The organism is Paracoccus isoporae, from assembly GCF_900101865.1.
GTDB lineage: Bacteria > Pseudomonadota > Alphaproteobacteria > Rhodobacterales > Rhodobacteraceae > Paracoccus > Paracoccus isoporae.
The window spans coordinates 55,238-81,152 of sequence record NZ_FNAH01000009.1; the positions used below are offsets into that span (position 1 = coordinate 55,238).

Annotated in this window: 26 protein-coding genes; 16 read left to right on the forward strand and 10 right to left on the reverse strand. The window is 65.8% G+C overall.

Features of this window, described 5'->3' with window-relative positions:
- The first annotated feature begins 340 nt into the window (after positions 1-340).
- Positions 341-1,801: an FkbM family methyltransferase gene (locus tag BLT73_RS13500; protein WP_090524651.1), complete on the forward strand. Its 1,461-nt coding sequence runs from the start codon at positions 341-343 to the stop codon at positions 1,799-1,801.
- A gap of 126 nt (positions 1,802-1,927) precedes the next feature.
- On the opposite strand, the gene BLT73_RS13505 is transcribed toward BLT73_RS13500, so the two are convergent.
- Positions 1,928-3,598 carry an NAD+ synthase gene (locus BLT73_RS13505; protein ID WP_090524653.1) on the reverse strand — a complete coding sequence of 557 codons (1,671 nt, stop codon included), beginning with the start codon at positions 3,596-3,598 and terminating at the stop codon, positions 1,928-1,930.
- Positions 3,599-3,715: 117 nt separating this feature from the next.
- On the opposite strand from BLT73_RS13505, the gene BLT73_RS13510 reads away from it, so the two are divergent.
- The 4 genes from BLT73_RS13510 to BLT73_RS13520 all read left to right on the forward strand — a co-directional run bounded on the left by BLT73_RS13510 (position 3,716) and on the right by BLT73_RS13520 (position 7,575).
- Positions 3,716-5,380, forward strand: a complete 1,665-nt coding sequence (locus tag BLT73_RS13510) for a 2-isopropylmalate synthase (protein WP_090524655.1) — start codon at positions 3,716-3,718, stop codon at positions 5,378-5,380.
- Complete coding sequence (locus BLT73_RS17340; protein WP_176805096.1) at positions 5,377-5,541, forward strand: hypothetical protein; 165 nt, start codon at positions 5,377-5,379, stop codon at positions 5,539-5,541. Before BLT73_RS13510 ends, BLT73_RS17340 begins: the two co-directional genes overlap by 4 nt.
- The gene (locus BLT73_RS13515; protein ID WP_090524656.1) at positions 5,541-6,722 is read left to right on the forward strand and encodes a vWA domain-containing protein; all 1,182 of its coding nucleotides are present in this window, start codon (positions 5,541-5,543) and stop codon (positions 6,720-6,722) included. The genes BLT73_RS17340 and BLT73_RS13515 overlap by 1 nt, the downstream gene beginning before the upstream one ends.
- Positions 6,723-6,867: 145 nt before the next feature.
- Complete coding sequence (locus BLT73_RS13520) at positions 6,868-7,575, forward strand: M48 family metallopeptidase (RefSeq protein ID WP_090524658.1); 708 nt, start codon at positions 6,868-6,870, stop codon at positions 7,573-7,575.
- Positions 7,576-7,580: 5 nt separating this feature from the next.
- On the opposite strand, the gene fnrL is transcribed toward BLT73_RS13520, so the two are convergent.
- The 3 genes from fnrL to hemA form a co-directional block, all read right to left on the reverse strand.
- A complete protein-coding gene (gene fnrL, locus BLT73_RS13525) occupies positions 7,581-8,342 on the reverse strand; it encodes a transcriptional regulator FnrL (RefSeq protein ID WP_090524661.1) in 762 nt (253 codons plus the stop codon).
- Between the two features lie 212 nt (positions 8,343-8,554).
- The gene (locus tag BLT73_RS13530) at positions 8,555-9,841 is read right to left on the reverse strand and encodes a helix-turn-helix domain-containing protein (protein WP_090524662.1); all 1,287 of its coding nucleotides are present in this window, start codon (positions 9,839-9,841) and stop codon (positions 8,555-8,557) included.
- Positions 9,842-9,955: 114 nt separating this feature from the next.
- Positions 9,956-11,185 (reverse strand): 5-aminolevulinate synthase, encoded by a 1,230-nt coding sequence (gene hemA, locus BLT73_RS13535; protein ID WP_090524663.1) that lies wholly within the window; start codon positions 11,183-11,185, stop codon positions 9,956-9,958.
- Positions 11,186-11,340: 155 nt separating this feature from the next.
- On the opposite strand from hemA, the gene BLT73_RS13540 reads away from it, so the two are divergent.
- Positions 11,341-12,723 carry a M20/M25/M40 family metallo-hydrolase gene (locus BLT73_RS13540; protein WP_090524666.1) on the forward strand — a complete coding sequence of 461 codons (1,383 nt, stop codon included), beginning with the start codon at positions 11,341-11,343 and terminating at the stop codon, positions 12,721-12,723.
- Between the two features lie 62 nt (positions 12,724-12,785).
- Here the strand turns inward: BLT73_RS13540 and BLT73_RS17345 are convergent, their stop codons facing one another.
- Positions 12,786-13,433, reverse strand: coding sequence for a lytic transglycosylase domain-containing protein (locus BLT73_RS17345; RefSeq protein ID WP_176805098.1), 648 nt, complete (start codon positions 13,431-13,433; stop codon positions 12,786-12,788).
- 258 nt (positions 13,434-13,691) lie between these two features.
- Here BLT73_RS17345 and gatB point away from each other — a divergent pair, with 258 nt between their 5' ends.
- The 3 genes from gatB to BLT73_RS13560 all read left to right on the forward strand — a co-directional run bounded on the left by gatB (position 13,692) and on the right by BLT73_RS13560 (position 16,379).
- On the forward strand, positions 13,692-15,206 hold the full coding sequence (gene gatB, locus BLT73_RS13550; RefSeq protein ID WP_090524667.1) for an Asp-tRNA(Asn)/Glu-tRNA(Gln) amidotransferase subunit GatB: 1,515 nt from the start codon (positions 13,692-13,694) through the stop codon (positions 15,204-15,206).
- Positions 15,203-15,688, forward strand: a complete 486-nt coding sequence (locus BLT73_RS13555; RefSeq protein ID WP_218132547.1) for a hypothetical protein — start codon at positions 15,203-15,205, stop codon at positions 15,686-15,688. The genes gatB and BLT73_RS13555 overlap by 4 nt, the downstream gene beginning before the upstream one ends.
- Positions 15,689-15,749: 61 nt before the next feature.
- Complete coding sequence (locus BLT73_RS13560) at positions 15,750-16,379, forward strand: DUF4177 domain-containing protein (RefSeq protein WP_090524671.1); 630 nt, start codon at positions 15,750-15,752, stop codon at positions 16,377-16,379.
- A gap of 29 nt (positions 16,380-16,408) precedes the next feature.
- On the opposite strand, the gene BLT73_RS13565 is transcribed toward BLT73_RS13560, so the two are convergent.
- The 3 genes from BLT73_RS13565 to BLT73_RS13575 form a co-directional block, all read right to left on the reverse strand.
- A complete protein-coding gene (locus tag BLT73_RS13565) occupies positions 16,409-16,741 on the reverse strand; it encodes a DMT family transporter (protein ID WP_090524672.1) in 333 nt (110 codons plus the stop codon).
- Positions 16,741-18,054, reverse strand: coding sequence for a tRNA (N6-isopentenyl adenosine(37)-C2)-methylthiotransferase MiaB (gene miaB, locus BLT73_RS13570; protein ID WP_090524673.1), 1,314 nt, complete (start codon positions 18,052-18,054; stop codon positions 16,741-16,743). The genes BLT73_RS13565 and miaB overlap by 1 nt, the downstream gene beginning before the upstream one ends.
- A gap of 81 nt (positions 18,055-18,135) precedes the next feature.
- Positions 18,136-18,519, reverse strand: a complete 384-nt coding sequence (locus BLT73_RS13575; protein WP_090524675.1) for a hypothetical protein — start codon at positions 18,517-18,519, stop codon at positions 18,136-18,138.
- A gap of 67 nt (positions 18,520-18,586) precedes the next feature.
- On the opposite strand from BLT73_RS13575, the gene BLT73_RS13580 reads away from it, so the two are divergent.
- The 7 genes from BLT73_RS13580 to BLT73_RS13605 all read left to right on the forward strand — a co-directional run bounded on the left by BLT73_RS13580 (position 18,587) and on the right by BLT73_RS13605 (position 22,363).
- Positions 18,587-19,360 carry an alpha/beta fold hydrolase gene (locus tag BLT73_RS13580; protein WP_090524677.1) on the forward strand — a complete coding sequence of 258 codons (774 nt, stop codon included), beginning with the start codon at positions 18,587-18,589 and terminating at the stop codon, positions 19,358-19,360.
- A 171-nt stretch (positions 19,361-19,531) separates the two neighbouring features.
- Positions 19,532-20,218, forward strand: coding sequence for a hypothetical protein (locus BLT73_RS13585; RefSeq protein WP_090524679.1), 687 nt, complete (start codon positions 19,532-19,534; stop codon positions 20,216-20,218).
- Positions 20,155-20,904, forward strand: coding sequence for a hypothetical protein (locus tag BLT73_RS17350; protein WP_176805100.1), 750 nt, complete (start codon positions 20,155-20,157; stop codon positions 20,902-20,904). Before BLT73_RS13585 ends, BLT73_RS17350 begins: the two co-directional genes overlap by 64 nt.
- Positions 20,905-20,975: 71 nt before the next feature.
- Positions 20,976-21,452: a hypothetical protein gene (locus BLT73_RS17355; RefSeq protein WP_176805102.1), complete on the forward strand. Its 477-nt coding sequence runs from the start codon at positions 20,976-20,978 to the stop codon at positions 21,450-21,452.
- Positions 21,453-21,562: 110 nt separating this feature from the next.
- Positions 21,563-21,730 carry a hypothetical protein gene (locus BLT73_RS17360; protein WP_176805104.1) on the forward strand — a complete coding sequence of 56 codons (168 nt, stop codon included), beginning with the start codon at positions 21,563-21,565 and terminating at the stop codon, positions 21,728-21,730.
- A gap of 9 nt (positions 21,731-21,739) precedes the next feature.
- Complete coding sequence (locus tag BLT73_RS13600; protein ID WP_090524685.1) at positions 21,740-22,141, forward strand: hypothetical protein; 402 nt, start codon at positions 21,740-21,742, stop codon at positions 22,139-22,141.
- A 78-nt stretch (positions 22,142-22,219) separates the two neighbouring features.
- The gene (locus BLT73_RS13605) at positions 22,220-22,363 is read left to right on the forward strand and encodes an entericidin A/B family lipoprotein (RefSeq protein WP_090524687.1); all 144 of its coding nucleotides are present in this window, start codon (positions 22,220-22,222) and stop codon (positions 22,361-22,363) included.
- 121 nt (positions 22,364-22,484) lie between these two features.
- Here the strand turns inward: BLT73_RS13605 and BLT73_RS13610 are convergent, their stop codons facing one another.
- Together BLT73_RS13610 and lepA are read right to left on the reverse strand one after the other, a co-directional pair.
- Positions 22,485-23,585: a Hint domain-containing protein gene (locus BLT73_RS13610; RefSeq protein ID WP_245727334.1), complete on the reverse strand. Its 1,101-nt coding sequence runs from the start codon at positions 23,583-23,585 to the stop codon at positions 22,485-22,487.
- 451 nt (positions 23,586-24,036) lie between these two features.
- Complete coding sequence (gene lepA / locus BLT73_RS13615) at positions 24,037-25,836, reverse strand: translation elongation factor 4 (protein WP_090524689.1); 1,800 nt, start codon at positions 25,834-25,836, stop codon at positions 24,037-24,039.
- Positions 25,837-25,915 lie beyond the last annotated feature (79 nt).

Below are 25,915 nucleotides of genomic sequence, written 5' to 3' on the forward strand. Positions count from 1 at the left end.
AAGGGAGCGGGGCGGGCCGCATATTCTGAGCAGCGCCAGTGCACGGGGCGTACACAGTCTGTACACCGGCCACAGGCCGGCCATACGCCGGACTTGCACCCGCAGGCGCGCTTCCGCCACGACATCGAAAGCGGTCGGGCTGAAGAGGGCGCAGAACGATCCGAATTGACGTCGTGTGAGCGGACTAAATCGGCCCTGTTGCCACGATAATAAATAGGGTCGACCCGGACTTATTTGTTCTATCATTGCAACGCGATCCTTGTTACGAGAGCTGCATAACTGAGCTTCAATCCTGTAGCGTGTTGAGCAGATTCGTTTATCTTGTTGTAAGGAAAAATGGATGACGCAACGTCTGGTCGTCTACACGATGGCAGTCGGGAGGGATTACCCACTCCCGGAAATAAAATTCCCGACCAAAGCCGACTATATCTGTTTCACCGACCGAGAATTGGCGAGCAATCCGGGCTGGACGCTGAAGGAAATAGAGAAAATTATTCCGGGTGATCCGATCCGGAGTTCGAAAGATTTCAAAGTTCGCCCGCATCGCTGGCTGATCAATCATGACCGTTCAATATATATCGACAGCAAGGTAAGATTGGATGCCGACCCAAACGAAATATGGGAGTTGCTGATACCAACTCCCGAAACAGTGTTTGGCGGGATCCTCCACAGCTTCCGTGACAGTTTGGAAGGCGAGTTTATTGAAGTTAAGCGTAAGGGACTGGATCAAGATAGCATCATTGATGAACAGCTTCATGCCTACAAAGAGTATTCAGCTGAGATATTGCAGAACCGCCCTGTCTGGGGCGGCTTTCTCGCCCGGCGCCATAAACATCCGAACTGTATAGAGGCTATGGAATTATGGTTTGCACATACTTTACGATATTCTAGGCGTGACCAACTGTCACTTCCGCTAGCCCTCAGCCGCCTGGCGCAAGGCGAAAAGAGACTTATTCAGAGAAATCTTCAAAAAAGCGAGTTCCACAAGTGGCCGGTTCAGAAAAAATTAAACCATCCAAAAAATCACGGAAAGTCTGAGATGCTCCCAGAGCAGGAGCAGCAGGCAACAATCGAACGGACTGCTATGTCAAGAAAATCAAGCACCGGCCATGACAGTGAAGCGGATCTCTTCTTCTTTCAGGAGCCAGCCGATGGCCGCAGGATATACGTTTCACACAAGAAGCGCCTCAGCCTGTATCGCAAGGGCTTTCAGCACCGTCAGGATTGGCTGCTCCGCGACTACCAGATTCCCAGAAATCTTCTGAATGATGGCGATATGGTCCTCGACGTTGGAGCCAATATCGGCGAGTTGGGTATCTGGGCAAACATGAATAACGCGAGATATGTAGGATTTGAGCCTGACCCAATCGCATTTCGCGCATTGAACCGGAATGTTACGGGAAAGCTCTACGACATCGCACTCGCCGACGAAGCCGGATATGCGGAGTTCTACCTGAGCACATCAGAAGCGGACTCCAGCCTCATCGCGCCCCAAAAAATAGAAGAGAGGATTTCAGTCCGAAAGGAAAGGCTGGACGACCTGCTACCCGCACTTGACTTATCGAGAGAAATCAAACTTCTGAAGGTCGAGGCCGAAGGCTATGAGGCAGAAATTCTTCAGGGTGCGCGAGAAACCCTGAAGCAGGTCGAATATATCGCAGTCGATGCAGGTCCAGAGCGCGGCGGAGAGAATACAGTGCCCGGCGTGCTGAATCTTCTGACAGGCTCTGGCTTTGAGATACTGTCCTGCTTCTTGAAGCGGGGAACTTTCTTCCTGCGTCGCAGAGACTCAATGACTTGATGCTTGATCTGTACGCCATTTCGAAACCCGAATATTTAGGATTGAATTAGCGACCATTGATTTGCTCACGTTCGTGATATGACATTTCGACCAAAATAAGCGGTTTCCAGCACTGCACCAGAACCGCTACAACTCATCCCGCCACCGGTTCACCAGCGGATAGCGGCGGTCCAGCCAGAAGGCCTTGGTCGAGATGCGCGGCCCCGGCGCGGCCTGGTAGCGTTTCCATTCGCTTTGATAGAGCAGTTTCTCGACCTTTTTCACCGTCTCGATATCGAAGCCGCGCGCGACGAGTTCCTTCAGCGACAGATCCTCTTCGACCAGGCCGAACAGGATCGCATCCAGCACGTCATAAGGTGGCAGGGAGTCGCTGTCCTTCTGATCGGGGCGCAGTTCCGCGCTTGGGGGCTTGGATATGATGCGGGGCGGGATTACCTCACCCGTTCGGCCCATCATCCAGCCGCGATGGTTCTGGTTGCGCCAGCGGCAGGTCTCGAAGACGCGGGTCTTGTAGAGATCCTTGATCGGGTTATAGCCGCCCGCCATGTCGCCATAAATCGTGGCATAGCCCACCGCGACCTCGGATTTATTGCCGGTGGTCAGCAGCATTTCCCCGAATTTGTTGGAAATCGCCATCAGCATCAGCCCGCGCAGGCGGGACTGGATATTCTCCTCGGTCGTGTCGGGTTTGGTGCCTTCCATCAGATGAGCGAGCGCGTCCGACACCGCATCCCGCGCGCCGTCGATCATGACGGTATCGAGCCGCGCGCCAAGCCGCCCGGCGCAATCCGCCGCATCGTCGAGGCTGGCCTGAGAGGTATATTCCGAGGGCAGCATCACGCAGCGCACATTCTCCGGGCCGATCGCGTCGCAGGCGATGGTCGCGACGAGCGCCGAATCGATGCCGCCCGACATGCCGAGCAGCACCTTGCGGAACCCGTTCTTGCGCAGATAGTCGCGCAATCCCGTCATCATGGCGCGGTAATCCTGCTCCCATTCATCGGGCTGGCTGTCCATCCGGCCCGGCGCGGCGCGCCAGCCGCGATCGGTGCGGGTGAAATCGACATGTTCGATCACCTCGTCGAAGGGCGGGAGCTGCACCACCTTGTCGGCCCCGCCATCGGCTCCGGGGTTCAGAACAAAGCTCGCCCCGTCATAGATCTGATCGTCCTGCCCGCCGACCGAGTTCAGGTACACCAGCGGCAGCCGGTTCTCGACCACGCGGGCGACCATATGGCCCATGCGCAGATCCAGCTTGTTGCGGTGATAGGGCGAGCCGTTGGGCACGACCAGGATCTCCGCGCCCGATTCCTCCAGCGTCTCGGCGACCTCGGGCCACCACGCATCCTCACAGATGGGCGAGCCGATGCGGACCCCGCCCACCACGTAGGGGCCGGAGACGGGGCCTGCGTCGAACAGCCGCATCTCGTCGAAAAGCTGCTTGTGCGGCAGGTCGTGTTTCAGCACCCGCGCGACGATCTTCCCGCCGTGGAGCACGAAATAGGCGTTGTAGAGCTTGCCCTCCGACCGGAACGGCGTGCCGATGCCGAGCGCCGGGCCCTCCGCGCAGTCCCGCGCCAGCGCCTCGACCTGGGCCACCGCGGCATCGGTGAAGCCCGCCTTCAGCACCAGATCCTGGGTCTGGTAGCCGGTAATGAACATCTCCGGCAGGACCACGTAATCGGCCCCGGCGTCCCTGCCCTGCGCCCAGGCCGAGCGGGCCTTGGCGGCATTGCCTTCCAGATCGCCCAGCGTGGGGTTCAGCTGGGCAAGGGTGATGCGGATGCGGTCGGTCATGTGCGGTCCCTCATTCTGCTGGCTCAGCCTTAGCGCAGCCGGCGGCGAAGGGGAACGGCAGGCTTTGCGCTGCGCCCGTGCTTGCGATAAACGATGGGGCAAAGAACGGAGGCGGGCATGAAGGCAGCACTCGCAGCGTTGGTCCTGGCGGCGGCCGGGCCGGTTTACGCGCAGGGCAGCGCGGAACCGGCGGCGAATGTCGTGACCAAGCAGTATGACGATGGCGGGATCTATGAGGGCACGTTCCGCGGCGGACTGCAGCACGGGCGCGGCACCTACACCCTGCCTTCGGGCTATCAATATGAGGGCGATTGGGTCGAGGGCGAGATCCTCGGCCAGGGCCGGGCGCGGTTTCCCAACGGCTCGGTCTATGAGGGCGCCTTCGCGCAGGGCAAGCCGCATGGCCAGGGCAAGATCACCTATGCCGATGGCGGCACCTATGAGGGCCAGTGGCAAAACGGCCAGATCACCGGCGAGGGCGTGGCGCAATACGCCAATGGCGCGCGCTACGAGGGCGGATTCCTGAATGCCATGCATCACGGCAAGGGCGTGCTGACCCAGGCCAACGGCTATCGCTATGACGGCGACTGGGTGAACGGGGTCAAGGAAGGCCAGGGCCGGATCACCTATCCCGACGGCGCGGTGTATGAGGGCCAGATGCTGGCCGGGCAGCGCGCCGGCCGCGGCAAGCTGACCATGCCGGACGGGCTGGAATATGACGGCGTCTGGGAGGCCGGGCAGATGTCGGGGCGCGGCGCGCTGACCCAGCAATCCGGCGACCGCTACGAGGGCGAGATGCGCGGCGGCAAGCGCGAGGGCCAGGGCATCGCCACCTATGCCAATGGCGATGTCTATGAGGGCCAGTTCCGCGATGACCGCCGCCACGGCACCGGCAGCTTCACCGGCACGGATGGCTATGTCTATGAGGGGCAATGGGCCGAGGGCCAGATGCAGGGCGAGGGGCGGATCACCTATCCCGACGGATCGGTCTATGAAGGCCGGATGTCGGCGGATCAGCCCAACGGGCGCGGCCGGATCACCTATCCCGACGGCGCGATCTACGACGGGGACTGGACGGATGGCGTGATCGAGGGCCAGGGCCGGGCGGAATACGCCAACGGCATGGTCTATGAGGGATCGTTTCGCGGCGCGCGCATCGACGGGCAGGGCCGGATGACCTATCCCGACGGCTATGTCTATAACGGCGAGTGGAAGGACGGGCAGCGCGACGGGCGCGGACAGGCGACCTATCCAGACGGCACCGTCTATACCGGCCAGTTCGCGGGCGGGCTGCGCGAAGGCCAGGGCAAGCTGACCACGCCGGACGGGTTCATCTATGAGGGCGGCTGGAAGAATGGCGAGATCGACGGCGAAGGCGTCGCCACCTATGCCACCGGCGACAGCTATACCGGCAATTTCGTCGCCGGAAAGCGCCAGGGCCAGGGGGTGATGCGCTATGCCACCGGCCAGATCGCATCCGGGCTGTGGGAGGAGAACCGGCTGAGCGCGGCCGGGCCGGTTACGACCGAAGGCCCAGCCCCGCAGCAGACAAACCGCGAAGACGGCGCCCCGCAGGACGATGCGGCGGTCCCAGCCGCCCCGCAGACCGGCGGCGAGCGCGCCGAAACCCCAGATCTGCCGCAGGACAACACCGGGACGGCAGCGGCATCAGACCCGGACGTCGCGACCTCCGATCCCGGCCCCGGCCCCGGCCCTGCCTCCGACCAGCCCGCGCAAGACGCGGCCGAACCTCAAACCGAGACCGAGGAGTCCGCCCCATGATCGTCATCATCGCCGCGATTCTCGGCTTCTGGATGGGCTGGACCCGCGCCGGGCGCGCCGGGGGCGACCGCAAGGACCGCTGGCAATGGGCGCTTGCCCATCTGCTGATCTTCACCCTCGTGGCGCTGTTCGCGACCCTCATCCTCGACCGCATGGTCTGATGTACCGGCCGTTCCTGGACTCGCTGCGCCGCCACGGCGTCCCGGTCAGCCTGCGAGAATATCTCGACCTGCTGGCCGGGCTGGCGGCGGGGCTGTCCGCCGCGAACCCGGACGATTTCTACCATTTCGCCCGCGCCTGCCTGGTCAAGGACGAACGCCATATCGACCGCTTCGACCGCGCCTTTGCCGAAAGCTTCTCCGGGGTCGAGGAGATCGCGCTCGACGCGCTGATCGAGCAGGTCGACCTGCCACAGGACTGGCTGGAGAAGCTGGCCGAGAAATTCCTCTCCCCCGAGGAGATGGCCGAGATCTCCTCCAGCGGCAGTTTCGAGGCGCTGATGGAGAAGCTGCGCGACCGGCTGGCCGAACAGCAAAGCCGCCATCAGGGCGGCAATAAATGGATCGGCACGGCCGGCACCTCACCCTTCGGCGCATATGGCTATAACCCCGAAGGGGTGCGCATCGGCCAGCACGAGTCCCGCCACCGCCGGGCGGTCAAGGTCTGGGACCGGCGCGAATTCCGCGATTTCGACGACCAGGTCGAGCTGGGCACCCGCAATATCAAGCTGGCGCTGAAGCGGCTGCGGCAATGGGCGCGGCATGGTGCTGCCGATGAGCTGGACCTGCCCGCCACGATCCGCGCCACCGCCGATCACGGCTATATCGACGTGCAGACCCGGCCCGAGCGGCGCAACGCAGTGAAGGTGCTGCTGTTTCTGGATGTCGGCGGCTCGATGGATGACCATGTCCGCGGCGTGGACGAGCTGTTCAGCGCCGCGCGGGCCGAGTTCAAGCACATGGCGCATTTCTTCTTTCATAACTGCCTTTACGAATCGGTGTGGACCGACTCGCGGCGGCGTTGGACCGAGACCACGCCGACCTGGGATCTGCTGCACCTCTACGGGCGCGACTATAAATGCATCTTCGTGGGCGACGCCGCCATGTCGCCCTACGAGATCGCCGTGCCCGGCGGCGCGAACGAGCACTGGAATGCCGAGCCGGGCGAGCTGTGGCTGCGCCGCGTCACCGAAACCTGGCCCGATCATGTCTGGCTGAACCCGGTGCCGGAACGGCACTGGCGCGCCACGCCGTCGATCGGGATGATCGGCGAGATATTCGAGAACCGGATGATGCCGCTGACGCTCGACGGGCTGACCCGCGCCATGCGGGTGCTGGGCTGACCCGGTCCGACCGCCGCCCGGGTATTTCGGTGAAGAAGAAAGCCGCCCTATTCTTCTTCATCCAAATACCCGCTTGCGGCGCGGCCCGCCCCGCGCGCCGGCCGGATAGCTTGATCGCGGCGCGGTCCCGACCCAGATAAGGTCCATGCTGAAATTCACCCCGATCCTGCTGATCCTCGCCTATACCGCCGTGATGTGGTTCTTCTCGGTCTGGCGGCTGAAGCGGGAGCTGGCGGAACATTCGACCCCGCTCGACCATGCGCGGCTGAACCCGCTGCTCGACCGGCTCGGCGGGGCGATGGACCTGCCGCGCATCCGGGCCTTCGTCTACGAAATCCCGGCGATCAACGGGCTGGCCGCGCCGGATGGGCGGATCTTCGTGACCCGCGGATTCCTGGACCGGATGAAGGCGGGCGAGGTCACGCCCGAGGAGATCGCCTCTGTCATCGCCCATGAGCTGGGCCATGTCGCCCATGGCCACACCAAGCGGCGGCTGATCGATTTCGCCGGGCAGAACGTGATCCGCAGCGTGCTGATCGGCACGATCGGGCGGTTCATCCCGTTCATCGGCCCGTGGCTGGTCAACCTGGCGACAATGGCGCTCGCCGCCCGGCTGTCACAGGGCGACGAGTTCGAGGCGGACCGCTTTGCCACCGCGCTGATGATCCGCGCAGGCATCGGTGCCGCGCCGCAGATCAGCCTGTTCGAGAAGCTGAACCGCCTGTCGGGCGGTCGCGGCGCCACCGCCCCGGCCTGGCTTCTGTCGCACCCGGCGACCGAGCGGCGCATCGCGGCCATTCGCACCCATGAGCATCGCTGGCAATCCGGCGGCAGTGATGATCGGCCTGGCTGAACGCCTCAGCCCGCCCCCTCGCCATCGCCGCATTCCACCAGCAGCCGGTCGAAATCGAGGATCTCCACCTCGCGCTTCTCGCGCAGCCGGATCACCCCGTCGCGTTTGAGCGCCGAGAACTGGCGGCTGACCGTCTCCAGCGTCAGCCCCAGGTAATCGGCCATCGCCTCGCGGGTCAGCGGCAGGGCCAGGCGGATCTGCCCCCGCGGCTCCAGCCGTTTCAGCGCCGCTGCGCGCCGGGCCAGGATGGCCAGGAAGGAGGCGATGCGCTCCCGCGCCGTCTTGCGGCCCAGGATCACCATCCATTCGCGCGCCGCGTCCAGCTCGTCCAGTGTCATCTCCAGCAGCCGCGCGGGCAGGCGCGGCGTGTCGCGCATCATCGCCTCGAACGGCGCGCGCCGGAAGCAGCAGAGATTCAGATCGGTGATCGCGGTGACGGTATAGCCGGCGCGGTCCCGCCCCGGCCGACCCAGGAAATCGCTGGGCAGCATCAGCCCGACCATCTGGGTGCGCCCGTCCTCCAGCGTCTGGGTCAGAGTCGCCACCCCGTCGATCAGCGAGGCGACAAAATCCATCCGCTCTCCCGCGCACAGGATGACCTGGCCGGCGGGGATGCGGCGGTAATACTTCGCGCGCTCGAGGCGCAGCAGCTCCTCGCCCTCGCAATGGGCGCAGACGGCGCGGTAGCGGATCGGGCAGTCGGCGCAGGATGGCCTGTCGCGCAAGGGCGGCGGGCCGGCATGTATGGGGGCGGCGCTGATCGTCATGGCGGGCTGTCCTGTTCGCCCGAAAATGGTTAACGGGACAGGGCCGATCTTGCAACTGTCACGAACGGGGCGAATTGACGCGGAGGTCAGTTCCGCAGCGGCAGCGTCCGCATCCAGCCGAAGGGACGAGCGCCGCGCGTCGGGTGCGCAGGCAGGCGCAGGCAGCGCGGCGGCTCTCGACGCGCATCGGCGGGTGCAGCAATTCGCGTGGCTTATTCCTGGCTCAGCGGCACGGGCTGGGCATCGCCTTCATCTCCGCGCATCAGCGCCGGATCGGCGGCGGCCATGGCAACCATGCTGGCCAGATCCTCATCCTTGCTGATATCGGCGAAGGCGTAGCGCGCGGTCAGATTGGCCGGCGACAATTCCAGGTTCTTGACCACCTGCGCCCCCGGCGCCGCGGGGCCATAGGTGCGGCCATTGACCGAGAAATACACCGCGCCGGAATTCCCCGCCCGCAGGATCGGCGGCGATTCCAGCTTGGGCATGGCGAAGCGTTCGCCCGCATCCATGGTTTTTTCCAGCAGCACCGTGCCATCGGCCGAGGTCACGCGCACCCAGGCCGGGCGCGCGGCCAGCAATTCCAGTTCAGGCGCGTCGGGCGCCACGGTGCGCACCGCCATCTGCTCGGGCGGCAATTGCGGGCCGTAATCCATCGCCCCGGCATAATCGCGCGGCGGCGTACCCGCATCCGCCGTCGGCCCGGCATCAGAGGCAGCAGGCGTCACCGCCGCGATCTCCGTCGGGTCGGGCAGTTCGGGATCGATTGCGGCGATCGGCCCGTCCCGCGCGGTCAGCACAGGAATTTCAAGAACTTGCGGGCGATAGATGCGGTCGATCCCCTCGGGCTGGGGCAGGTTGACGGCCAGATCATCCACCTCCTCCATCGCCGGTTGAGCCGCGGTTTCGGCCGGGTCGAGCGCGGCAGTGATGCCGGGTGGCTCATCGCCCGGCGTCAGGTTGACCTTCTGCAACTCCTGCAGAACCGACCATCCGCCATAGCCCAGCCCGGCGACGAGCGCCACCAGCACCATCACCGATCCGATGGCCCGCGGCTCGACCGAGGACCAGAAGGATTCGGGCTGCGGGATGAACAGCGCCCGCGGGTTGGCCAGGGCCTCGGCCGGATCGGCCGGGCGGCGCTGCGGCTTCGGGCCCGAGGCGATGGGCGACATGCCATGGGTCGGCTCGAATCCCGATTCGGCGCAGAACCGCGCAAACACCCAGTCCGCATCCATCTTCAGATAGCGCGCATAGGAGCGCACATAGCCGGAGATGAAGCTGGGCGCGTCGAAGGCGGAGATGTCGCAATTCTCGATGGCGGCGATATAGCTGGCGCGGATGCGCAATTCGCGCTGAACATCCAGCAGGGACTTGCCGAGCGTCGCCCGCTCGCCCCGCATCAGATCGCCCAGACATGTCTCGAAATCGTCGAACCCGCCCGCATGCGCGGTCGCGTCGTCACGCTGTGGCGTCGCCTTTGCCTTCAGCCCGATCATTTCGCCTGCCCTATGCTTCCCTGCTCGTCGCAAGTCGCGCGAATCGCAACTTTGCATGGCTTAATTAAGGCAAGCTTATCACAGTGGCGAGAGTTGATCACCCCGCAAGCGAAATCACGCGACGGCGACCGAACGGTTCAATTGGCACTGTGACCACAGCGCATCCATGCCGCGGACGAGCGCGTCGATCTGGTCGGGGCTGTGCACCGGCGACGGCGTGAAGCGCAGCCGTTCGGTGCCGCGCGGCACGGTCGGGAAGTTGATCGGCTGCACATAGACCCCGAAATCATTCAGCAACATGTCCGACAGCGCCTTGCAGTGGACCGGGTTTCCGACATGGACCGGCACGATATGGCTGCCGTGATCGATGATCGGCATCCCCAGCCCCTTGAGCCGCATCTTCAGGATGCGGGCATGCAACTGCTGCGTGTCCCGCAGCGCCTGTCCGTCTTCTGTCTTCAGGAACGCGATGGAGGCCGCCGCCCCCGCCGCCACGGCCGGCGGCAGCGAGGTGGTGAAGATGAACCCCGGCGCGTAGGAGCGGATGGCATCGACCATGCGCGCGCTTGCAGCAATATAGCCGCCGAACACGCCGAACGCCTTGCCGAGCGTGCCGTTGAAGATGTCGATCCGGTCCGTCAGCCCGTCCCGCTCGGCCACGCCGCCACCGCGCGGGCCGTACATGCCGACCGCATGCACCTCATCCAGATAGGTCAGCGCGCCGAACTCCTCGGCCAGATCGCAGATATCGGCAATCGGGCCGAAATCGCCATCCATGGAATAGATCGATTCGAAGGCGATCAGCTTCGGCGCGGCCGGGTCGTCGGCCTCCAGCAGCTCGCGCAGATGGGCGAAGTCGTTATGCCGGAAGATCCGCTTGGCCCCGTCGAAGCGCTTGATCCCCTCGATCATCGAGGCGTGGTTGAGTTCATCCGAATAGATGATGAGGCCGGGGAACAGCTTGCGCAGCGTCGAGAGCGTCGCGTCATTGGCGATATAGGCGCTGGAAAAGACAAGCGCCGCCGCCTTGCCGTGCAGATCGGCCAGCTCCGACTCCAGCCGCTTGTGATAGACCGTCGTGCCCGAGATATTGCGCGTCCCGCCCGAGCCCGCGCCGGTCGCATCGAGCGCCTCGTGCATCGCGTTCAGCACGACCGGGTGCTGGCCCATGCCCAGATAGTCATTGCCGCACCACACGGTGATGTCCTGCTCGGTCCCGTCCGGCCGGGTCCAGACCGCTTTCGGGAAGGCCCCCTTGCGCCGCTCGATATCGATGAAGGTGCGGTAGCGGCCTTCGTCGTGCAGCTTGCTGATGGCCTGATCGAGGGCGGCGTCATAGTTCATCGCGGGGTCCCTTGCCTTGCTTGCTGGGGGCGATCATGTCAAATCGGGCGGACCATCCCTTGATACGGGTCAAACGGCGCGAGTTACAGGCCATTTTTTCCGAAAACTGTTCCGCGTTACCCGTGCCTTGCCCAAGTGAAACAGTCAGGAACGCCATGAGCGACGCGAAAATCGACCAGGTTCTGGATCACCTCGATGCCGGACTTCCGCAGGCCATTGACCGGCTGATGGGGTTTTTGCGCATCCCCTCCATCTCCACCGATCCGGCCCATGACGGCGATGTCCGGCGGGCCGCGGAATGGCTGCGCGACGAGCTTGCCTCGATGGGTTTCGCGGCCGAGATCCGCGACACCACGGGCCATCCGATGGTGGTGGCGAAAACCCCGCCGGGCGAGGCCAGGCCCCTGCTTTTCTACGGTCATTACGATGTTCAGCCGGTCGATCCGCTGGATCTGTGGGACCGCCCGCCGTTTGAGCCCGCGCTTGAGGACACGCCCGACGGGCAGGTAATCCGCGGCCGCGGCGCATCCGATGACAAGGGCCAGCTGATGACCTTCGTCGAGGCCTGCCGGGCGTGGAAGCACGCGCATGGCGCGCTGCCCGAAGGTCTGACGCTGCTGTTCGAGGGCGAGGAGGAATCCGGCTCGCCATCGCTCGTGCCCTTCCTCGAAGGCAACCGCGACGAATTGGCGCAGTCGTTGGCGCTGATCTGCGACACCGGAATGTCATCGGACGGCCGCCCGGCCATCTCGACCCAGCTTCGCGGCTTGCTGGGAGAGGAAATCGTGCTGCGCGGCGCCGATCGCGACCTGCATTCGGGCAGTTTCGGCGGGCTGGCGGCGAATCCCATCCAGATCCTGTGCAACGCGCTTGCCGCGCTGAAGGACGACACGGGCCGCGTCACCCTGCCCGGCTTCTATGACGGGGTCGAGGAGTTGTCGGACGATCTGCGCCGCGACTGGGAGGCGCTCGATTTCGACGCCGGGGAGTTCCTGTCCCGCGTCGGGCTGAAACACCCGGTGGGCGAACAGGGCCGGATGCCGCTGGAAATGGTCTGGAACCAGCCGACGGCGGAGATCAACGGCATCACCGGCGGCTATACCGGCGACGGGTTCAAGACGGTCCTGCCGGCCGAGGCCCGCGCCAAGGTCAGTTTCCGGCTGACCGGCACCCAGGATCCGGCCCGCATCCGCGAGGCGTTCCGCGCCCATATCCGCGCCCATCTGCCCGGGGATTGCAGCGTCGAATTCCACGAACATGGCGGCTCTCCCGCGGCGGTGATGGACACATCCGACCCGGCCTTCGAGGCGGCGAAGACCGCGCTCAGCGAGGAATGGGACCGCGAGGCGGTGTTCATCGGCATGGGCGGCTCGATCCCGATCGCGGGGGATTTCAAGCGCATCCTCGGCATGGATTCGATGCTGATCGGCTTCGGGCGCGACGATGACCGCATCCACTCGCCCAACGAGAAATACGATGTCGAAAGCTTCGCCAAGGGCGCGCGAAGCTGGGCGCGCATTCTCGCGACGCTGCGCTGAGGCGGCATCCCCTTGCGATGCGCGACGCGGCGCCGGTCCGCTGCGTCGCGTGACTTGAACCTCTAGCGGCAATACTCCTGCTGGCGCGTCCAGCCGGCAATCTCGGCGCGCTTGGTGCGGCTGCGCATCGGCATCCAGTCCCGCGCCACCCCGCGCCAGCCGCCGCCCGCCCGCGCAATGGCGTTGTCGCGCGCGACCTGCTTCGCCGCGATCCTGACCGCGCAGGCCATGTTGGCCCGCGGGTCCAGCAACGCCCCCGCCGCGCAGCCGTAACCCTTTGCCGTGCGTGGCGAGATCTGCATCAGCCCCAGGTAACGCCCGCCCGCGCCGCTGGCCTTCGGGTTGTGACTGCTTTCGTGCCGTGCCAGCGCCGACAGCAGCCCGGCCCAGAAGGCGCGCCGATTCTCCGCACTCTGGCGTTCGTAGGCCGGGCAGAACTCCATCACATCCGACGGCACGCGCGACATCAGCACCGCCCCTTCGGCGTCAAGCGCGGCCAGCGTCGCCCTGGTCCATTCCGCGCTGTTCTGCCGTCCGTCCCACCGCATCGGCGGCAGCGGCGCGGTCCCCGGCAGCGCCGCCACCGCGCGCCGCGCCAGTCCCGGCTTGTTCGCGGCCAGCGTCGGCGCCTCGACCGCCGCGCGGCCGATATCCGCACTGTCGCAGCCTGCCACGCTCAGCAGCGCGGCCGCCATGACTGCCAGTTTCACCCGATGTCTCATCTGTCCCGCCGGAGTCTGTTGTCCCTGCCCCGGCGCTAGCCGAAAAAACCGCCGCCGGATACGGGCGTGCCGCTCAACAGGCCGCGAGCGGGCGGTGAACACCCCCGCAAGCCGCGTGACGTTGCGGCACGGCGCGCCCGGCCAACCCCGCGGCGCACCCCCGTCGGCGCTGCACCGGTTCAGAGGCACCCTTGCCCGCGCCCCCCGCGCGGCATAGAAACCGGGGCAGCCAGACAGGACGGATTCATGCTCGACCATCTCGACTTCACCACGCCGGACCCCAAGCGCATCGCCGGGGCGACCTCGGACTGGGAACTCGTCATCGGGCTGGAGGTCCATGCCCAGGTCTCCTCCAACGCCAAGCTGTTCTCCGGCGCCTCGACCGCATTCGGGGCCGAACCCAACAGCAATGTCGCCTTCGTTGATGCCGCCATGCCGGGAATGCTGCCGGTCATCAACGAATTCTGCGTGGCGCAGGCGGTGAAAACCGGGCTGGGCCTGATGGCGGAGATCAATCTGCGCAGCGCCTTCGACCGGAAGAATTACTTCTATCCCGACCTGCCGCAGGGCTATCAGATCAGCCAGCTTTACCATCCCATCGTGGGAGAAGGTGAAATCATCATCGATATGGGTCCGGGCGTGGGCCGGAAGGTCCGTATCGAGCGCATCCATCTGGAACAGGATGCCGGCAAATCGATTCACGACATGGACCCGAATATGTCCTTCGTCGATTTCAACCGCACCGGTGTCGCGTTGATGGAGATCGTCAGCCGCCCCGATCTGCGCGGGCCCGAAGAAGCCGCGGCCTATGTCGCCAAGCTGCGCCAGATCCTGCGCTATCTGGGAACCTGCGACGGCAATATGCAGAACGGCAATCTGCGCGCCGATGTCAACGTCTCGGTCTGCAAGCCGGGCGATTACGAACGCTATCAGGAAACGCAGGATTTCAGCCATCTCGGCACGCGCTGCGAGATCAAGAACATGAATTCGCTGCGCTTTATCCAGCAGGCCATCGAATACGAGGCGCGCCGCCAGATCGCCATCATCGAGGATGGCGGCGAGATCGTGCAGGAAACCCGGCTCTACGATCCCGATCGCGGCGAGACCCGCTCCATGCGCTCCAAGGAAGAGGCGCATGACTACCGCTATTTCCCCGATCCCGACCTGCTGCCGCTGGAGATCGAGCAGGCTTGGGTGGACGCGATCGGCGCCGACATGCCCGAGCTGCCCGACGCCAAGAAGGCCCGCTTCGTCAAGGAGCTGGGCCTGTCGGAATATGACGCGGGCGTGCTGACCGCCGAAGTCGAGAATGCCGATTACTTCGAGAAGGTGGCGGCGGGCCGCGACGGCAAGGCCGCGGCGAACTGGGTCATCAACGAGCTGTTCGGCCGGCTGAACAAGGAAGACCTGACCATCGAGACCTCGCCCGTCTCCGCCGCTCAGCTTGGCGGCATCATCGACCTGATCGCCAAGGGCGACATCTCGGGCAAAATCGCCAAGGATCTGTTCGAGATCGTCTGGACGGAGGGCGGCGAGCCGGCCCAGATCGTCGAGGCGCGCGGCATGAAGCAGGTCACCGATCTGGGCGAGATCGAGAAGGTTGTCGATGAGATCATCGCCGCCAACCCCGCCCAGGTGGAAAAGGCCAAGCAGAACCCGAAACTCGCCGGCTGGTTCGTGGGCCAGGTGCTCAAGGCCACCGGCGGCAAGGCCAACCCGGCAGCGGTGAACGAACTGGTCGCGAAGAAGCTGGGCGGGTGAGGCGGACCTTGTTGCTCGCCCTGCTTGCCGGGCTCGCGTGTCTCGCCGCGTTCGGGCTCGTTGCGCTGCCCTTTATCCTTGGGATCCCCTTCGCGGATTGGCTGATCCGGCCCGCCTTTCTGCTCGCGCCGGTGGCGGCGGCCTGTCTGGTCGGCGTCCTGTGGCGCCGCCGTCGGCGCGCGATGCCAAGCCGGTCGGCGCGCATGACCGCCAGCCTGATGATGACCGCGGGGCTGATGGCCATCTATTTGTCCGCCGGGCTGTATGTCTCCTACATGTTTGCCACCGATTTCGGCCCGCGCGAGCCCGACCCGCCCGGACCGCTGGAGTATCTGGGCAGCCTCGCGCCATCGCATGTGCTGTCGATGCTACCCGCATTGCTTGCGCTGAGCCTGCTGAGCCTGATCCAGACCGCCGCCGGCATCTGGCTCGGCTGCTGGCTGGGCGGGCGGGGCGCGGCCGGCCGCGACGGCACCATCTGACGGGTCTGGCCTTTCGGGTTACGAATGCTCTAAACATCGGGCAACGCAACGGGGAACGCCTATGCAGCATTACGAATACCGCACCGTCCCGGCCCCCGCCCGCAGCGAGAAGGCGAAGGGCGCCAAGACCCCCGCCGACCGCTATGCCGTCACGCTGACCGAGGCGATCAACCGGGTGGCGGCCGAGGGGTGGGAGTATCTGCGCGCCGAGACGCTGCCATCGGAGGAGCGCAGCGGGCTGACCGGGCGCACCACGCTGTTCCACAATCTGCTGATCTTCCGCCGCCCGCTGACGGCGGCCGCGCGCCCGGCCGGATCGGCCGGGGATGCCGCTTCCCCCGCCATATCGACCCGAAACGAGGCCGGCGCGGCGCAGCCGGAGCCCGCCATCGCCGCATCCGGCCTCGCAGCCCGGTCTGCACCCGGCCCCGCGCGCGGGCGCGAAGCGCCGGTCACCCCGCCCGCGGGCGATCCCGAGACCAGCCTGCCGACGGCGTCGATCCCCGCACATGACAGCCGCGACCGCCCCACCGGCTCTCCGGTCTTTTCCGAGAAGATGCGGGTGACGGACAAGCCCCGCCAGCCAGCGGACAGGACCGACGGCGCGCCCGCGACCGGCGAAAGCGGCGGCGAGTCGTCAGGCAGCGCCGCGAGCGGTTCGAGAGATGGCGGCGCCTCCTCTGCCGACTGACGGGGCAGAGCGGGGCGGGACGCGCCGTCTCAATGCGGGTTGGCGCGCGAGAACAGGTTGATGACAATGACCCCGGCGGCGATCAGCCCGATGCCGATCACCGCCGGGCCATCCAGACGCTGACCCAGGAACGCCCAGCCGATCAGCGAAATCAGCGCGATCCCCGCCCCCGACCAGACCGCATACATCACGCCGACCGGCATGGACTGCACCACGACCGACAGCGCATAGAAGCTGAGCCCATAGCAGACCGCCATCAGCACGGTAGGGCCGGTGCGGGTGAATTGCGCCGATTGCTGCAGCGCCGTGGTGCCCACGACCTCCAGCCCCACCGCGCCTGCCAGCCACATCCAGACCGGCATCAGACCAGCCTGCCTGCCAGCGAGTTGGGCGCGGAATGGGTGATCTCCACCTCGACCAGTTCCCCGATTTTCGCCTCCGGCGCCGCGACAAAGACCGAATGCAGGTAATCGGATTTGCCGACCATCTGCCCGGCCTCGCGGCCCTTTTTCTCGAACAGCACGCCGAGGCGGCGACCCACCATCGATTGCTGCGCCGCCTTCTGCTGACGGCTCAGCAGCGCCTGCAATTCCTGCAACCGCGCATCGGCGACCTCCGACGGCACCTCTTCGCGCCCTGCAGCGGGGGTGCCGGGGCGGGCCGAGTATTTGAAGCTGAAGGCGCTGCCGTAACCGACCGCCTCGATCAGCCGCAGCGTGTCGCGGTGGTCCTGATCCGTCTCGCCGGGGAAACCGGCAATGAAATCCGAGGTCAGCATGATATCGGGCCGCGCCGCGCGAATGCGGTCGATCAGGCGCAGATACGCATCCGCCGTGTGCTTGCGGTTCATCGCCTTGAGCACGCGGTCGCTGCCGGATTGCACCGGCAGATGCAGATAGGGCATCAGCTTCGGCTCATCGCCATGCGCCGCGATCAGATCGTCGGTCATGTCATTGGGATGGCTGGTCGTGTAGCGGATGCGGTCCAGCCCGTCGATCTCGGCAATGGCGCGGATCAGCCGGCCGAACTGCCATTCGCGTCCATCCGGCCCGGCCCCGTGCCAGCCGTTGACGTTCTGCCCCAGCAGCGTGATCTCGCGCACGCCCCTTCCGACCAGATCACGCGCCTCGGCCAGGATGCGGTCCACCGGGCGCGAGACCTCGGCGCCGCGCGTATAGGGCACCACGCAGAAGGCGCAGAACTTGTCGCAGCCTTCCTGCACGGTCAGAAACGCCGTCGGCGCGCGGCGGGTGGCGCGGGCTTTCGGCAGATGGTCGAACTTGTCTTCCTCGGGGAACTCGGTCAGCACGCGCGGGCCTTCGCCACGCGCCATGGCGGGCAGCTTGTGATAGCTTTGCGGGCCGACGACCAGATCCACCAGCGGCATCCGGTTCACGATCTCCTCGCCCTCGGCCTGCGCCACGCAGCCCGCCACGGCGATCTTCAGATCGGGTTTCTCGGCCTTCACCGGCTTCAGCCGGCCCAGATCGGAATACAGCTTCTCCGCCGCCTTTTCCCGGATATGGCAGGTGTTCAGCAGCACCATGTCGGCCTGCGCCTGATCCTCGGTCAGCACATAGCCATCCGCGCCCATCGCCTCGGCCATGCGCGCGCTGTCATAGACATTCATCTGACAGCCATAGGTCTTGATGAAAAGCTTCTTGGGTTCGGCCATGATCGGGTTCCTCTGCAAGCGCGGCTTCTAGCCGAAACCGGCGGCAAAGCAAAGCCGGGCCGGATCACGGCCGCGTGGCGGTCAGACGAAGCCCTGCCAGACCAGAACCCAGACGATCACGATGCCCAGAACCAGCAGCCCAAACAGCACCGAGGCGGCGAAATTCGTCGCCCGTTCCTGCATCCGCGTCACCCGCCCGAAGGGTTTCAGATAGGCGACCAGGTCGGCATGGGCCTGGGCGGCATCACCGAAATCGGTCTGCCGGGCGATCTTGGGCGCGTTCGTGACCCGCTCGGCGTCGCGCAGCGTCTCGGCCTGTTTCAGCAGCTTGCGCGGCAGCGCCCCGCCCCGGCGGCGGATCATCACCCCCAGATCATAGCTCTCGCCCCGGCGCACGCCCCCCAGCCGCGTGGCCATCAGCACCGCGACCTCCTCGGCCCAGCTTCTCACGTTCAGTGGCGTCATGCGGCACCTCCTGCGGCGCAGCATAGCCCGGCTGGCACAGCCCTGCCAGAGCGGCTAGAGTGCCGGAATGAAGCTGAACACGATCATCTCCGGCAGCCCCGGCGACGCCCCGCCCGTCCTCCTCGTGCATGGTCTGTTCGGCCAGGCGCGCAATCTGGGCGGGCTGGCCCGGCGGCTGGATGATGCCCGCCAGGTCATTTCGGTCGATATGCGCAATCACGGCGATTCGCCGCATGACCCGGACCATTCCTATCCCGCGCTTGCCGGCGATCTGGCCCGGGTGATCGAGGCGCACGGAGGGGTGGCGGATGTGGTCGGCCATTCCATGGGCGGCAAGGCCGCGATGACCCTGGCGCTGAGCCGCCCCGAACTGGTGCGGCGGCTGGTGGTGATGGACATCGCGCCCGTGACCTACAGCCACAGCCAGCAGGAATATATCGACGCCATGCAGGGAATGGATCTGACCGGTCTCAAGCTGCGCTCCGACGCCGACAAGCGGCTGGCGGCCGAGATCGACGATCCCGGCGTGCGGGCGTTTCTGCTGCAAAGCCTCGACCTGAAGGCCGATCCGCCGGAATGGAAGCTCAATCTCGACGTGCTGTCCGACCAGATGTCCAGCCTGACCGGCTGGCCCGACGGGCTGAACCCCGGCGCGTTCGACGGACCGGCCCTGTTTCTGGCCGGCGCGGCCTCGGATTACGCCGCCGAAGGCCCCGCCGCAGATGCGATCCGCCGCTATTTCCCGCAGGCGGAGCTGCGCTATCTGGACGGCTGCGGACACTGGATCCATGCCGAGAAGCCGAAAGAGGTGGGCGAGGCGGTGGCCGGGTTCCTCGGCTGAGCGACCCCGCCACGCAGTCGGCACCGCCCCGTTCATTCGGATGGTGCCGGGCGGCCGCGATTCTGCTAAGATCATGGAAGAAAAGTCGAAACTTGGCTGACTGACCGCCGTGTGACGGGCATTGCCGCCAGGCAACCCGCACCCGCCGGGCCGGTCCGCGGGGGATGGTATATGTTCGCGAAACTGGTCGATGCGCTGCTCGTCGCGGCGGTCACGGCGATCTTCTATCTGACCGGCTATGTCTATTCCTCGGCCTATTACGACTTCTACGGCATCCGCATGGGCGAGATGGGGCTGGGATTCGAGGACGTGCTGGCGCAATCCGTCTCGGTCTATGCCAGCATCTTCGGCGGCAGCGATCCCGGATGGGCCAGCTATGCGCTGCGCATCGCAGGTTTCGCCGCCTTCATCGTCACCGCCGCCAGGGCCATCCAGTGCCTGATCGAGGATCACGGCCGCCGCGCGCGGCACACCCGCCCGCCTGGCCTCGCCCAGATCAGCTTCGGCGTGCTCGCCGCCATGTCGGTGCTGTTTCTGTGCCTGTCCTGGAACATCGGGCGCAACACGGCGCGCGCCTATCTTCCGGCGCTCGACTGGGTCCAGATCGCGCCCGCGCCCGAGACCGCATCCATCCCCGGCCTGGCCGAATTGTCGGGCAGCCATGCCGATATCGACGCCTGCCAGGGCGCCGCGCCGAAAGACGCGCTGCGCCTCTGCTGGGGGCTCTACTATCTCGAATCCAACGACACCCAGCATTTCCTGATCGCCCGCCATGTTCTGAGGGAGCAATTAAGATGGACCATCCGCCTGCCCCGCCGCGACGAATTGATCCTGGCCAACTCGCCGCAGGCGCGCTGATCGCGGCCGCGCAAATGGCGGCCACCGCGCCGGCATGGGCCCAGACCGGCGCCGCGACAGAGACCGCGACGCTCGCGCCCATCGTCTGGTCGCACAAGGATCGCAACATGCCGGTCAAGGGCACGCGCATCAGCCCCGCCGATATCGGCGATGACGGGCATAATTTCCGCTACTGCAATGGCGACACCGGGACCGAGAATATGAACGACTTCGTCAAGCGCGGCGAAAGCTGCCCGCCCGACGGGATCAGGCGGGTGCACAGCTTCACCCGCGAGGATCTGCGCCTCGCCCCGATCTACACCGAAGTCGCGGATATGGCCGCAGGCCAGACCGGATACGAGCCGCGCGGGCAGATCGCCCCGCCGCGCTACGACGAAATCGCCGCGGGCAATGCCACGATCTCGGCCGATTGGGAGGTGTTCGGCGCCATGTCTGCCGTGCCGGTGATGCTCGATCTCGCCGATCCCGGCATCGAGTATATGCTGCAGGAAGATGGCGAGCTGGCCGTGCTGCTGCCGCGCGAGAAGGCAGAGCAGATCGACAAGCTCGCGCGTGATTACAGCGCGGCGCAGGCGGCGATGGAGATCCAGCAGGCCGCCGAAGTGGCAACCGCGCTGCATGAAGAAGAGGTCGCGCAGGAGGCCGCCGCCGCCGCGCAGGACATGGACATGGAAATGGACATGTAGCATCCCACCGCGCCGCCCGGCCGGTCCAACAGGCCCGGTCTCCCGTAACCTCGCCACCAGACCGGACCGACATGACCCTCCGCCGCACCCTCCTTTGCCTCGTTTTGATCGCCGCGCCCCCCGCCGCGACCGCACAGAGTGATGACTTCATCGACGACCGTTCCTCTGCCGCCCGCGTCGTCACCTCGCTCTATAATGCCATCGACCGGGGCGAATATCTGCGGGGCTGGAGCTATTTCGCACCCGGCGCCGCCCCGCCCTTTGAGCGCTTCCGCGACGGCTATGCCGACACGGCGCAGGTCGAGCTGCGGCTTGGCCCGACCGAAAGCGACGGCGCGGCGGGCACCTTGCGCTTCTCGGTCCCGGTCGCGATCCGCGCCACGGGCAGGGATGGCAGCCGGACCGTCTTCATCGGCTGCTACGCGCTCAGCATGGTGCAGCCCGCCAATCAGGCCACCCCGCCCTATCGCCCGATCCGGATCGAGCGCGGGTCTCTGCAGGCAACCGACACCGAGTTCGCCACTGCGATGGGCGACTGTCCCGGCTGATCGGTCCGCGCAGGTGCCGCGCCGCGCGTGCGGCTTCGGAACCCGGCCGCCCCCCGCCGCATTGATGGTCTTTAACCTTCGTTGAGGAGAGAGCGTTGAAAAACCCCTGGATGAGCGCCTGGCTGTCCGCCGCCAACAGCATGACCGGCGCCGCACGCGGCCAGATGATGGCCGAGATGAGCAAGGCGCAGACGCAGATGATGAAGGAATGGCAGCAGCTCTGGCTGGATGCCTGGATGGGCATGTGGTTCCCGTCCACCACCCGCAACAAGCGATAGGGCTGCCCGATGGCACGGACTGCGACCCTGCTGAGCCTCGCCCTGCTGGCGGCGCTACCGGCCGCGCAGGCCGCGGGCTTTACCGCCAAGAACGGCATGGTCGCGGCTCAGACCGGCCCGACCGAGATCTCCGTCGCCTATGCGCCCCTGCATGATGCGACCGATTACTGGTGCGCGGCCGGCGATTTCGCCCGCCGCGCCCTGGGCCTGCCCGGCAAGACACGGATCTGGCGCGCCTCGCCCGAGCCGCGCGGCGCGGGACAGGGCATCACCTTCACCCTGAACCCCGATCTGAAGGCCGAGGGCACGGGCCCGTCCCATTTCGGCGCCGGGCCGGATGACGGCTCGGTCTCGCTCGCCATGGCCTCGGTCAATTACTGCCGCCCCGCGCTGCTGATCTGGCGCGACTGAGCGCGGCGGCCGCCCATCGGCGGAAACCCCCGCCCCTGCGGTCGCGTTGGCGCCCCGCAACACAGCAGGAGTATCCCGATGAAGAGTGTCCGTCTGATCGTCCCCGCCCTTGCGCTGCTGGCGCTGACCGCCTGCGAGACCATCCAGGGCGCGGGCCGCGACATGCAGAGCGCCGGCGAGGCGATCACCACCGAAAGCCAGGAAGTGCAAAGCGGGCTGTGATCCCGCACCGCCATCCACGCCTCTGACCGGCGGCCCCGCGAGGGCCGCCGTTTGCACATCCGGCAGGGCGGCGAGGCAGGCCGCGCCGTCCACCATGCAGACACCGCCCGAAGGCTGGGCGTCACGACATCAGCAACGGGCGGCTGTTGCGGACATGGCGCGCCGCCAGCCGCCTGCCGCGCGCGCCGGGGACCAGCGGGCGGGCCGGGCGCGGGTTGAAATCGGGACGGGTGATTTCGGGGAAAAGGGCGGCGATCTCGTCCCGCGCGGCCGTCCCGACCGAGGCAAGCGCCTCCGGCCCGGTGAACAGGCTCTCCGTCTCCGCACCGTTGGAGAACACGATCTCGTGGCGGCGGAACAGCATGTGGTAATAGGTGACGCCGCGCGCCTGCATGTCGATCCCGATCCCGCCTATCCCGCAAAGCTGCTTGGCCGCGACCAGGACCTCCGCCGCGCCGAACATGCGCTGCGCAATTTTCGAGTTGACCAGAATGCGATGCTGCGGGCTGACGACCAGATCCCGCGACGGCAGCCCGTCGCCCAGCGATCCCGCGCGGATGCGCACCGGGCGCAGATGCGGCGCGCGGTGCAGTGCTGCGTCATCCAGATGCTGCCGTCCGATCCAGCTCAGGCGCTGCAATCCGTGATCGCGGGTGCGCACCATCGCGCCTGCCGACAGATCCTCGATCGCCACCTCGCCCGAGGCCGTCTCGATCCGCGTGCCGGCAGCGAAACACACCGCCTGGTTCGGCGTCACTTTGCCGTCGATCCGGTTGCCAGCCCGGTCGAACTGGATGCTCTGGCCGTTATTGCTGGCAGGGAGCAGTTCAGCCGTCGCGCCGTTGGCGGGACCGCCGTCCGCCTCGATCGTGCCGTTTGCAGGCGCGATATCGTAGAAGCTGATGACCTGTTCGGGACCGCCGCCCTCGCTGCGGGTCAGCGCCACCGCCTCCGGCTCCGAGGTGGCCGCCGGGCCGGAGAGCGCCGCCGGGACCAGAATGGTCGGCACGCCGGTCACCGGGTCCACAACGACATCGTCCGGGTCCAGCACGAAGACCTGCGCCAGGCTGCCATTCTGCTCATAGGTCGAGATGGTGAAGGTCAGATCCCCGGCCTGCATCGCCTCGACTTCGGCCGTGGTCAGCGCAACCTCGACATACTCCGCCACGCCGCTATTGTTGGAGTAGGTGTTCTGATAATGAATTTCAGAAATGAACGCCAACTGGTTCCCCCCCGAACGCTAATCGCAAATAAGCAAAGCCTGCATGGACGCGGTGTACTGGGAACCAAACTCTAACGATTCGATAGGCTTTGATTTGGCATATATGTCAGTTTTGTCCAGCGCGGAACCCCGCAACCAGGCACTTTCCATAGCATTTGCAGGTATAACGCGACGTTACAACAGGACAACCGCGCCGGCAGCCCGCCCGAAAGTCATCCAAGCCGCCGCGGGGAGCCGATAAGCTGAGGGAGGGGCGGACAAAGGCGCCGCGACAGCGACAGGGCAATGCCAGCCACCGGCCGGGTCGGGCCGCATCGGCTGACCCGAGACGCCGTGCAGATCGTCATGACGTCAGGCGCGGTCCGCGGCCAGCATGACGCGACCGCGCCGATCATCCGACGCGGGCGAAGCGATGGAATGACAGGCGCGGCGCGGGGCCGCGCCCGCCGCCTCAGCTATCCATCTTCAACGCCTGAATGAACGCCGTCTGCGGGATTTCGACCTTGCCGAATTGCCGCATCTTCTTCTTGCCGGCCTTCTGCTTTTCCAGCAGCTTCTTCTTGCGCGTCGCGTCCCCGCCATAGCATTTCGCGGTCACATCCTTGCGCATGGCACTCAGCGTTTCGCGGGCGATCACCCGCGACCCGATGGCGGCCTGGATCGGGATCTTGAACATATGGCGCGGGATCAGCTCTTTCAGCTTCTCGACCATCACCCGGCCGCGCGCCTCGGCGCGGTCGCGATGGACCATGATGGACAGCGCATCGACCGGCTCGTCATTCACCAGGATCGACATCTTCACGAGGTAATCCTCGCGATATTCGCTTATCTGGTAGTCGAAACTTGCATAACCCTTGGTCACCGATTTCAGCCGGTCGTAGAAATCGAACACCACCTCGGCCAGCGGCAGGTCATAGACCACCATGGCACGACTACCGGCATAGGTCAGATCCATCTGGATCCCGCGCCGGTCCTGACACAGCTTCAGCACATCGCCCAGGTATTCGTCCGGCACCATGATCGTGGCCTTGATGCGCGGCTCCTCGATATGATCGACCAGGGTCAGATCGGGCATGTCGGCGGGGTTGTGCAACTCGATCACCTCGCCGTCGCGCATATGCAGGCGGAACACGACCGAAGGCGCGGTGGTGATGAGATCCAGATCATATTCGCGTTCCAGCCGGTCGCGGATCACCTCCAGATGCAACAGCCCCAGGAAGCCGCAGCGGAACCCGAAGCCGAGCGCGGCCGAGGTCTCCATCTCATAGCTGAAGGACGCATCGTTCAGCGCCAGCTTCTCGATGGCGTCGCGCAGCGCCTCGAAATCATTCGCATCGACCGGGAAGAGGCCGCAGAACACCACGGGCTGCGCGGGCTTGAACCCGGCCAGCGGCCTGTCGGTGGGCTTCTTCTCATGGGTGATCGTGTCACCGACGCGGGTGTCGCGCACCTGCTTGATCGAGGCCGTAAAGACCCCGATCTCGCCCGGCCCGAGTTCCGCAATATCCTTCATCGCCGGCGTCAGAACCGCCAGCTTGTCGAGCCTGTAGCTCGCCCCGGTCTGCATCATCTTGACCTGATCGCCCTTGCGGATGACCCCGTCCATGACCCGGATCATCACCACGACGCCCAGATAAGGGTCATACCAGCTATCGACCAGCATCGCCTTCAGCGCCGCGTCCCGGTCGCCGGTCGGCGCGGGCAGGCGCGTGACAATCGCCTCCAGCACATCGGGGATGCCGAGGCCGGTCTTGGCGGAAATCGGCACGGCCTCCGATGCGTCGATGCCGATCACATCCTCGATCTGCTCCTTCACCCGGTCCGGCTCGGCGGCGGGCAGGTCGATCTTGTTCAGCACCGGCACGATCTCGTGATCCGCGTCGATGGCCTGATAGACATTGGCCAGCGTCTGCGCCTCGACCCCCTGCGTAGCATCGACCACCAGCAGAGACCCCTCGACCGCGCGCATCGACCGGCTGACCTCATAGGCGAAATCGACATGGCCGGGCGTGTCGATCAGGTTGAGCACATAGGTCTGCCCGTCTTGCGCCGGATAGGAAATCCGCACCGTGTTCGCCTTGATTGTGATGCCGCGTTCCCGCTCGATATCCATCGCATCCAGCATCTGCGCCTTCATGTCCCGCTCGGCCACCGTGCCGGTCAGTTGGATCAGCCGGTCGGCCAGCGTGGATTTGCCGTGGTCGATATGCGCCACGATGGAGAAATTGCGGATCAGGTTAAGCTCGGTCATGGAGCGCGTATACAGCCCCGCGCGACCCGCTGGAAGAGCCCGCGTGCGCCGGGCTTTACTCCGCCCGCCGCGCAGCCGA

Excerpts from the sequence above, each read along its gene's own strand:
- BLT73_RS13500 (WP_090524651.1), top strand. The coding sequence starts at position 341 with ATGACGCAACGTCTGGTCGTCTACACGATGGCAGTCGGGAGGGATTAC.
- BLT73_RS13505 (WP_090524653.1), bottom strand. The coding sequence starts at position 3,598 with ATGACCGACCGCATCCGCATCACCCTTGCCCAGCTGAACCCCACGCTG.
- BLT73_RS13510 (WP_090524655.1), top strand. The coding sequence starts at position 3,716 with ATGAAGGCAGCACTCGCAGCGTTGGTCCTGGCGGCGGCCGGGCCGGTT.
- BLT73_RS17340 (WP_176805096.1), top strand. The coding sequence starts at position 5,377 with ATGATCGTCATCATCGCCGCGATTCTCGGCTTCTGGATGGGCTGGACC.
- BLT73_RS13515 (WP_090524656.1), top strand. The coding sequence starts at position 5,541 with ATGTACCGGCCGTTCCTGGACTCGCTGCGCCGCCACGGCGTCCCGGTC.
- BLT73_RS13520 (WP_090524658.1), top strand. The coding sequence starts at position 6,868 with ATGCTGAAATTCACCCCGATCCTGCTGATCCTCGCCTATACCGCCGTG.
- fnrL (WP_090524661.1), bottom strand. The coding sequence starts at position 8,342 with ATGACGATCAGCGCCGCCCCCATACATGCCGGCCCGCCGCCCTTGCGC.
- BLT73_RS13530 (WP_090524662.1), bottom strand. The coding sequence starts at position 9,841 with ATGATCGGGCTGAAGGCAAAGGCGACGCCACAGCGTGACGACGCGACC.
- hemA (WP_090524663.1), bottom strand. The coding sequence starts at position 11,185 with ATGAACTATGACGCCGCCCTCGATCAGGCCATCAGCAAGCTGCACGAC.
- BLT73_RS13540 (WP_090524666.1), top strand. The coding sequence starts at position 11,341 with ATGAGCGACGCGAAAATCGACCAGGTTCTGGATCACCTCGATGCCGGA.
- gatB (WP_090524667.1), top strand. The coding sequence starts at position 13,692 with ATGCTCGACCATCTCGACTTCACCACGCCGGACCCCAAGCGCATCGCC.
- BLT73_RS13560 (WP_090524671.1), top strand. The coding sequence starts at position 15,750 with ATGCAGCATTACGAATACCGCACCGTCCCGGCCCCCGCCCGCAGCGAG.
- BLT73_RS13565 (WP_090524672.1), bottom strand. The coding sequence starts at position 16,741 with ATGCCGGTCTGGATGTGGCTGGCAGGCGCGGTGGGGCTGGAGGTCGTG.
- miaB (WP_090524673.1), bottom strand. The coding sequence starts at position 18,054 with ATGGCCGAACCCAAGAAGCTTTTCATCAAGACCTATGGCTGTCAGATG.
- BLT73_RS13575 (WP_090524675.1), bottom strand. The coding sequence starts at position 18,519 with ATGACGCCACTGAACGTGAGAAGCTGGGCCGAGGAGGTCGCGGTGCTG.
- BLT73_RS13580 (WP_090524677.1), top strand. The coding sequence starts at position 18,587 with ATGAAGCTGAACACGATCATCTCCGGCAGCCCCGGCGACGCCCCGCCC.
- BLT73_RS13585 (WP_090524679.1), top strand. The coding sequence starts at position 19,532 with ATGTTCGCGAAACTGGTCGATGCGCTGCTCGTCGCGGCGGTCACGGCG.
- BLT73_RS17350 (WP_176805100.1), top strand. The coding sequence starts at position 20,155 with ATGGACCATCCGCCTGCCCCGCCGCGACGAATTGATCCTGGCCAACTC.
- BLT73_RS17355 (WP_176805102.1), top strand. The coding sequence starts at position 20,976 with ATGACCCTCCGCCGCACCCTCCTTTGCCTCGTTTTGATCGCCGCGCCC.
- BLT73_RS17360 (WP_176805104.1), top strand. The coding sequence starts at position 21,563 with ATGAGCGCCTGGCTGTCCGCCGCCAACAGCATGACCGGCGCCGCACGC.
- BLT73_RS13600 (WP_090524685.1), top strand. The coding sequence starts at position 21,740 with ATGGCACGGACTGCGACCCTGCTGAGCCTCGCCCTGCTGGCGGCGCTA.
- BLT73_RS13605 (WP_090524687.1), top strand. The coding sequence starts at position 22,220 with ATGAAGAGTGTCCGTCTGATCGTCCCCGCCCTTGCGCTGCTGGCGCTG.
- lepA (WP_090524689.1), bottom strand. The coding sequence starts at position 25,836 with ATGACCGAGCTTAACCTGATCCGCAATTTCTCCATCGTGGCGCATATC.